We start from the raw sequence: 7,237 nt of genomic DNA on the forward strand, positions 1-7,237 counted from the left end.
CGCCGGCCTTGAGGAAGTCGCGCGCCTCGGCGCCGGTGTTGAGCATGGTCAGGTCCGTGCCGATGAGAAAGACGAGGCTCGGCTCGCGGTAGCCGAGGCTGGCGACGGCGGGCCGGCAGGGCAACCCATCGCGGATGGCGGCGAGCCGGGGCGAGACCTTCAGGGCGGCGAGCGCCGGCTGGCTCAGGCCGAACACGCCGGGCAGGAGCAGCACGGAGGCGAGGACGCCCAAGGCGAGCGCCCGCTCATGGAGCCCGCGCATCAGGGCCAGGGCGGAGAGGAACGCCGCGAGGCAGGCGGCGGCGAGCAGCGGCAGGCCAGCCCAGGGGATCACCCGGTCGAAATGCCAGGCCGCCCCGGCGAGCCCGAGGGCGAGGCCGGCGGGGATGAGCACGACGAGGGCTGCGGCGAGCCCGTGGCGGATCCGGCCCGGCAGCGATCCCTCCCGCCACGGATCGAGGGCGCTGCCCGGCACCAGCGCCATCACGGCGAGGATCGCGACCGCCGGCATCAGGGGCAGCACGTAATGCGGGAGCTTGGTCGGAACCGCCTCGAACAGGAGCCAGGCGGGGACGATCCAGGCGAACAGGAAGGCCGCGGCATCCTTGCGCCGGTTCGCCCAGGCCAGCGGAAGGCCCAGAGCCGCGAAGGCCGCGCCAGGCCAGAAGGTCGCGAAGAACACGACGAGATAGGTGCCCGGGGGCGCCCCGTGCTTCTCGGCGGCGCCCCCGACCTTGGCGAGCATGTCCCCGCCCACCGAGGTGCCGAAGAAGGCACCGCCGCTCTTGCCCGCGATGGCGAGGAACCAGGGCGCCACGATGAGCAGGGTCAGCCCGAGCCCGAAGGCCGGCCGCAAAGCGAGCAGCCAGGCGCCCGAGCGGACGCTCAGGGACAGGAGGAGGGCGGGCAGGCCGACGAAGAGCGGCACCATCGGCCCCTTCACCAGGATGCCCAGCGCCATGGCGATCCAGAACAGGAGCACGCTTGGCCCGCTGAGGTCGCGCCGGCCCCGCCAGATCCAGGCCCTGGCGAGCCCGCCCATGGCGGCGACGCTGCAGGCGGCCAGAACGGCGTCGGTCTTGGCGAGATGCGCCTCGGCCGAGAGCATCAGGCAGGCGGAGAACAGGGCGGCGGCCATGACTGCCCCGCGCCGGGTCGCGAAGACCAGGGCGGCCCAGTAGGCCAGCAGACTCGCCGCCACCGCGCCGAGCAGCGAGGGGATGCGGTAGAGGGCGATGGTGGTGCGGGCACCGGTCACGCCGAGCGCTTCGCCGGCCGCGACAGCGGCGGCCTGCATCCAGTAGATCCCCACCGGCTTCTTGTGGCGGGCCTCGGCCTGGAAGCGGATGTCGACGAGGTCGCCGGTCTCCAGCATCTGCTTCGTCGCCTGGGCAAAGCGCGGCTCGTCGCGGTCCATCGGCTGGAGCGAGGCAAGACCGGGCAGGAAGCAGGCGAGGCAGAGCGCGAGGAGGATCGCGCAGGCATGGGCGTGGCTGCGGGCACCAAAGCCGAAGACGGCGTCGAGGACGCCTGGGGCATCGCCCCGGTGCCGGGTCCGGCCGGCCGTGAGGCTGATCATGGCAGGCGATTCATGAGGCGGCCGTGACGGCGAAGATGGCGCGGCTCCGGACCGGCGGCCGGCCCGATGGTCCTACCCACATGGTCATGGCGCCGCCGAAGGGCGTTCGTGTCGGGGATGGTGGGGGGAAAGTCAAATTCCGCGACGGGATGGCAACCGACATGACGCACGTGCCAGCGGGGCATCGGCCACTTAAGATCGGCCGCCTTCCATTCGGAATCCCGCCATGACCCTCCAGATCGGACTCCTCGCCTTCCCGGGCGTTCAGCAGCTCGACCTCACCGCCCCCTACGAGGTCTTCGCCTCCCTGCCCGGGGTCGAGGTCCACGTCGTCGCCGCCAGCCGCGAGCCGGTGCGCAGCGCCACCGGCCTCGTGCTGGTGCCCACGACGACGATCGCCGAGTGCCCGGCCCTCAATGTGATCTGCATCCCCGGCGGGGTCGGCGTGAACGCGCTGATGCGGGACGAGGCGATCCTCGCCTTCGTGCGCGGCCAGGCGGCCCGAGCGCGCTACGTCACCTCGGTCTGCACGGGCGCGCTGGTGCTCGGCGCGGCGGGGCTCCTCGAAGGGCGACGGGCCACCACCCACTGGGCCGCCCTCGACCTGCTCGCGGCCTTCGGCGCGATTCCGGTCTCGGAGCGGGTTGTGCGGGACGGCAACCTCGTCACCGGCGGCGGCGTCACGGCGGGGATCGACTTCGCCCTGACCCTGGCGGCGGAGCTGTTCGGCCGGGAGGAGGCGGAGCGGGTTCAGCTCGCCCTCGAATACGCGCCCGCCCCGCCCTTCGATTCCGGCACGCCGGACAAAGCGGCACCGACCGTGCTCGCCGCTGCGCGCGAAAGGATGTCGGCCAGCCGGCACGAGCGCGAGCGCATCGTCGCGGCGATCACCGGGTCGCCCTTGCGGTAAACAGCACCCAGCCCGATTCCGCGCCGCGCTGCTCGGTGAGGCAGGCCCAGGCCTCGTTGTCGGGGATGGCGCGCAGGTGAGCGGAGCGGAACGGGTTGCGCCCCTCCCGAGGCAACGGGACGGCATCGTGGGTCGCCGCCAGCCTCTCGGCCAGGATGGCGACGCTGGCGCGTCCCTCGACGACATGGTTCTCGACGACGAGGTCGGCCGCCGCGAGGTTCGGGGCCGCGGCGGGATCGAGCACGGCGAGCTCCGCCCCCTCGATGTCCACGAGGATCAGAGCTCTCCCCTTGGCCCTCCCCTCGACCCGGCCGAGCACGGCCTCGAGGGCGGCGGGCGTCGCCTCCTCTCTCAGGTCGAGGTCGATCCCGTTCAGGGCGGCGTTCGCCCGGATGACGCTCCGGGAGGCCGGGTCGATCTCGAACGCCACCACCGGCAGCCCCGCCTTCAGCGCCATGCCGACGGCGAAGTAGCCGTTGGCGGCCCCGATATCCACGAAGACCGAATAGGTCTCGAGGTCACGCGCGAACAGGGCGGCGGCCACCTCCTGCTCGTACTGGCCGAGCAGCATCGCGATCATGTCGTGGCCCCAATGGATGGTGCGGCCGAGCCTCAGCCCCCCGAACGGGCCGTCCTGCACGACCCCGCCGGCGGCCTCGTAGATCGCCGCGACATGGCGGCCCTTCACGAAGGCCACGTGGTTGTAGAAGAGCGAGGTCGACAGCCTCTCGAAGGCCCGCGCCGTGGCCGGATGGCGCGACACCGCGGCCGTCATGGCCTTCAGGCTCGATCTCAGGGCACCCATCGTCGCCGCTCCGTCTCATGCCAGCGGCCTCCGGCCGTGACGGGTCTAAAGAGTCGACGTCAACGACCGTTGGTTCATCAGGCTCGATCTAGCGCCGGCCCCCATCTCGGTGCGAGGGCGGTGACCGCGTAGAATGTTGTCATCCTTAATTCGCGCGGATCGTCGGCTTTCGCCGAGCCGATGCCGCAGGGACGTTGACCAGGATGTTGGCCAGATCCCCGATCCTCCTGTTAGAGGCTCCTTTCGATCCGGCGGGCGAGGAGACACTGCGATCATGATTCCGGTCCCCGTCTGGACGGTGACGGCGCTCGCCGCCGTCATGGCGACCAAGCACTACCTCGCCGATTTCCTGTTCCAGACCAACTGGATGGCCCGCGGCAAGGAGGGCGAGCGGAACTGGGTGTGGCCGCTTTCCGCCCATGCCGGCAGCCACGCCGCGCTCACCCTGGCGGTCGCCCTCGTAGTCGCGCCGCGCCTGTGGTGGCTGTGCCTCGTCGATTTCGCGATCCATTTCACGGTGGATCGGGGCAAGGCGATCATCGGCCGGCGTACGGGCTTCGTCCCGGCGCAGCCGCAATTCTGGTGGTTGATGGGCTTCGATCAGCTGCTCCACGGCCTGACCGATCTCGGGCTCGTCACCGCCTTCCTGAGTCTGTGACGCCTGACCGGCGTGGCATGGAATCCGCGAGCGAGGCTTTGGCACGGGCTCCGGCCTGGCATTCGAAACGCATGAGTGCCGGACCGGGACGGATGCAGGCCGTCCTGTGTCGAAAACCGCATCGGGCTCGTCCCGACCAGGGATCGCGAACATGACGACGGGAATCGCGACGGAACCGGGCACGGCGGCGACGATGGCCGGCGACATTCCCGACGTCCTGCGGGTCGGGGCGATGGTCCTCATCCTGCTCGTCATCCTGGTCGGCCCGAGCCCGTTCCAGGACCGCACCGGAACCTACCTCATCGAATCGGGGGCCGGCGGAAACCTCCTCAACCAGATCCTCTTCCTCACGATCGGCGCGGCAACGGGCGTGCTGCTGCTGTATCGCGGCCTCGGGACCCTGCGGCCCCTCGCGACCCTGCCGGCCTTGGCGACACTGGCCTGGTTCTGCCTCACGACCGCCACCTCCGTTGAGCCGGCGACCTCGGGGCGGCGCCTCGTCTCTCTCCTCATCATGATGGCGGCGGCGGCCGCGATGCTGGTCCTTGCGCGCAACCTGCGCCAGTTCGCCCTGACGGTGGGGGGCACGGCCCTCGCCATCGTGGCGGTCTCCTATCTCGGTCTCGTGCTGGCTCCCGACCTGTCGATGCACACCGCCCTCGACGTGAGCGAGCCCGAGCACGCGGGGAACTGGCGCGGGCTCTACGACCACAAGAACGGCGCCGGATCGATCATGGCGACCTTCGTGTTCCTCGGCCTGTTCTGCCGGCGCGTCGGCTATCCGGTCCTCGGCACGACCCTGGCGCTCGCCTCGGCTGTGTTCCTCGCCTTCACCTTCGCCAAGTCGTCGACGATGCTGATGCCGGCGGTGCTGGTGCTGTCGTGGCTCTGCACCCTCTCGGCGGCGACGTGGTGGCGCGCGGCGCTCGTCATCGCCCCCCTGGCGCTCCTGCTCGCCTCGACGGTGGGCACCCTGCTGGTCCCCTTCGTCGAGACGATCGTCGCGACCGTCCTGAACGACGCGAGCTTCACCGGGCGCACGGAGATCTGGCAGTTCGCCCTCGACAACATCGCCAAGCGCCCCCTCATCGGATACGGCTACGGCGCCTTCTGGGAGAGCGTGTTCTACGGGGGCGGCGGCGAGGGCACGAGCTGGGTCAACGCGATCAAGAGCGCGCATAACGGCTATCTCAGCGTCGCCCTCGACATCGGCCTGCCGGGTCTCGCCCTGACCCTATGGTGGTACGTCCTGGCGCCGTTGCGCGACCTCCAGAGCCATGCCGGGGGACGGGAGATCGATCCGCTCGCGCTGCTGTTCCTGCGGATCTGGCTGTTCGTGCTGCTGCTGACGGTGTTCGAGACCAACCTCTACGTGCCCACCAACGGCCTGTCCTTCTTCATCGCCGTGGCGGTGTTCGGGCTTCGCTACCGCGCCGGCCATCCGGTCATCGCCGGAGCGCTGCCGGAGCGCCGCTGACCGTGCGCCCCGGACGTCAGGCGGCGATGCGCAGCGAGCGCTCGCCGGCCCCGATGCGGCGGGCATGGAGCGCCAGGACGGCGTCGTCGGGACGCTCGGCGTGGAGGGCCAACATCGCCTGCGCGCCCTCCTCCTCGCCCGTGGCGAGGCGCGCGAAGGCCTCCGCGTAGCGCAGCTCGAACGCGGCGGGATCGGCATCGGAGGCGGCGGGCTCGAACACAGGCACGCCCTGGGCCTTGCCCCTCAGCATCAGCGTGCCGATCGGCCGGAAGCTGCCGCCGGGGCAGCCGGCCACCGTGCTGCCGGCGATGCAGATGCGGGTGCCGAGCGCCTTGTTGGCGGCCTCGAGCCGGGCGGCGGTGTTGATGGCGTCGCCATGCGCCGTGTAGTCGAAGCGCCGGGCGCCGCCGAAATTGCCCACCACCGCCGGGCCGGTATTGACGCCGATGCGGGTCTTGCCGAAGGGCACGCCGGCTTCGCGCTGCGCCGCCGAGAAGGCGGTGGCGAAGGCATCCATGGCCAGCGCGCAGGCCACCGCCCGCCCGGCATGGTCGGGCTGGTCGAGGGGCGCGTTGAACATGACGTGGACCGCATCGCCCACGATCTTGTCCACGGTGCCGCCATGGGCCATCGCGACGCCGCAGAGCCCATCGAGATAGCCGTTGAGGAGGGCGACCAGGGCCTCCGCTCCCCGCGTCTCGGTGAGGCTCGTGAAGCCCTCGAGATCGGTGAACAGGAACGTCATGACCCGGGTCTCGCCACCGAGCTTGAGCCGGCCGGGATCCGCCGCCAGGGCCCGGACGAGGTCGGGCGAGAGGTAGTGCGTGAAGGCCTGGCGCAGGTGCACGGCGTCGCGCTCGGTGATGAGGTGGCGCGTCAGGATCGCGGCGGCGAAGGCCGCCAGGACGGCGAGCCCGGGCAGGCTCGCATCGACGACGAGCCCGGCACGGGCATAGGCCAGCCAGGCCCCGAGCCCGAGGCCGGCGACGAGCCCGGCGGCGATACCCGTCGACAGCCGCAGCCCGAGGAAGGCCGCGGCGCAGGCCGCAGCCAGGGCCAGGACAGCGGCAGCGAGGACCTCGACGCCGCCGGCCCAGGCCGCCCGGACCGGGTGTGTGCCGGCGAGGATCTGCTCCAGGGCCTCGGCATGGACGTTGATGCCGGGCTCGTAGGCGTTGAGGGGGGTCGGGCGCAGGTCGCCGAGGCCGACCGCGCTGGTGCCCAGAAGGACGATGTGCCCGGCCACCGCATCGCGATGGGACACCCCGCGGTCTGCCTCCATCAGGCGCCAGGCCGGGAGCGAACGCTCGCGGACGCTGCCGCTCTGGCGCAGGAGCAGCGCTCCCTCGCGGTCGAGGGGAATCTCCACGGCACCGACCCGGACCGTGAAACCGGTCACGGCGCCATCCGGGCCGCCATTGTGCTCGGTCCGCACGCGGATCGTATCCTCACCCTGCGCGACCCGGAGCGCTTCGAGAGCCAGCGAGGGGACGAGGCTGCCGCGCAGGGCGCTGAGGATCGGCAGACGCCGCACGATCTCGTCGCGGCCGGCGGCGATGGTGAAGCTGCCGTGACCCGACGCGGCCTCGTCGAGGACAGGGACGTTGGGGATCACGCCGGCGAAGGCCGGAAGGTGCCTCGCGGGGTCGTCCCCGAGCACGGCAAAGCCAGGCTTCGCCGGAGCCCTGCCGCCGTTCTCGGACCGCAACAGGCCGTAGCCCGAGACGACGCGGCCGCGGGCGAAGGCCGCCGCCAGGGTCTCGTCGTGATCGGGCAGGCTGCCCCGCATGCCCGAGCTGTCCCCCGAG

The 7,237-nt window shown here is 71.6% G+C and carries 6 protein-coding genes; 3 read left to right on the forward strand and 3 right to left on the reverse strand.

What is annotated here, in order from left to right; all coding sequences use genetic code 11:
* Positions 1–1,579, reverse strand: a 1,579-nt coding sequence (locus ACFE7U_RS05190; RefSeq protein ID WP_375408702.1) for an ArnT family glycosyltransferase, incomplete at its 3' end; no start/stop codon positions are given.
* Between the two features lie 226 nt (positions 1,580–1,805).
* On the opposite strand from ACFE7U_RS05190, the gene ACFE7U_RS05195 reads away from it, so the two are divergent.
* Positions 1,806–2,489, forward strand: a complete 684-nt coding sequence (locus ACFE7U_RS05195; RefSeq protein WP_375408669.1) for a DJ-1/PfpI family protein — start codon at positions 1,806–1,808, stop codon at positions 2,487–2,489.
* Here ACFE7U_RS05195 and ACFE7U_RS05200 read toward each other — a convergent pair.
* Positions 2,467–3,294, reverse strand: coding sequence for a hypothetical protein (locus ACFE7U_RS05200; RefSeq protein ID WP_375408670.1), 828 nt, complete (start codon positions 3,292–3,294; stop codon positions 2,467–2,469). The two genes, ACFE7U_RS05195 and ACFE7U_RS05200, sit on opposite strands and share 23 nt — an antisense overlap.
* Positions 3,295–3,568: 274 nt before the next feature.
* On the opposite strand from ACFE7U_RS05200, the gene ACFE7U_RS05205 reads away from it, so the two are divergent.
* Both ACFE7U_RS05205 and ACFE7U_RS05210 read left to right on the forward strand, forming a co-directional pair.
* Positions 3,569–3,952 (forward strand): DUF3307 domain-containing protein, encoded by a 384-nt coding sequence (locus ACFE7U_RS05205; RefSeq protein ID WP_375408671.1) that lies wholly within the window; start codon positions 3,569–3,571, stop codon positions 3,950–3,952.
* Positions 3,953–4,103: 151 nt separating this feature from the next.
* Entirely contained in the window at positions 4,104–5,429 is a 1,326-nt protein-coding gene (locus ACFE7U_RS05210; protein ID WP_375408672.1) for an O-antigen ligase family protein, read from the forward strand.
* Positions 5,430–5,445: 16 nt separating this feature from the next.
* Here ACFE7U_RS05210 and ACFE7U_RS05215 read toward each other — a convergent pair.
* Positions 5,446–7,237, reverse strand: a 1,792-nt coding sequence (locus ACFE7U_RS05215; protein WP_375408673.1) for a CHASE2 domain-containing protein, incomplete at its 5' end; no start/stop codon positions are given.

This window comes from uncultured Methylobacterium sp. (assembly GCF_964251405.1).
GTDB lineage: Bacteria > Pseudomonadota > Alphaproteobacteria > Rhizobiales > Beijerinckiaceae > Methylobacterium.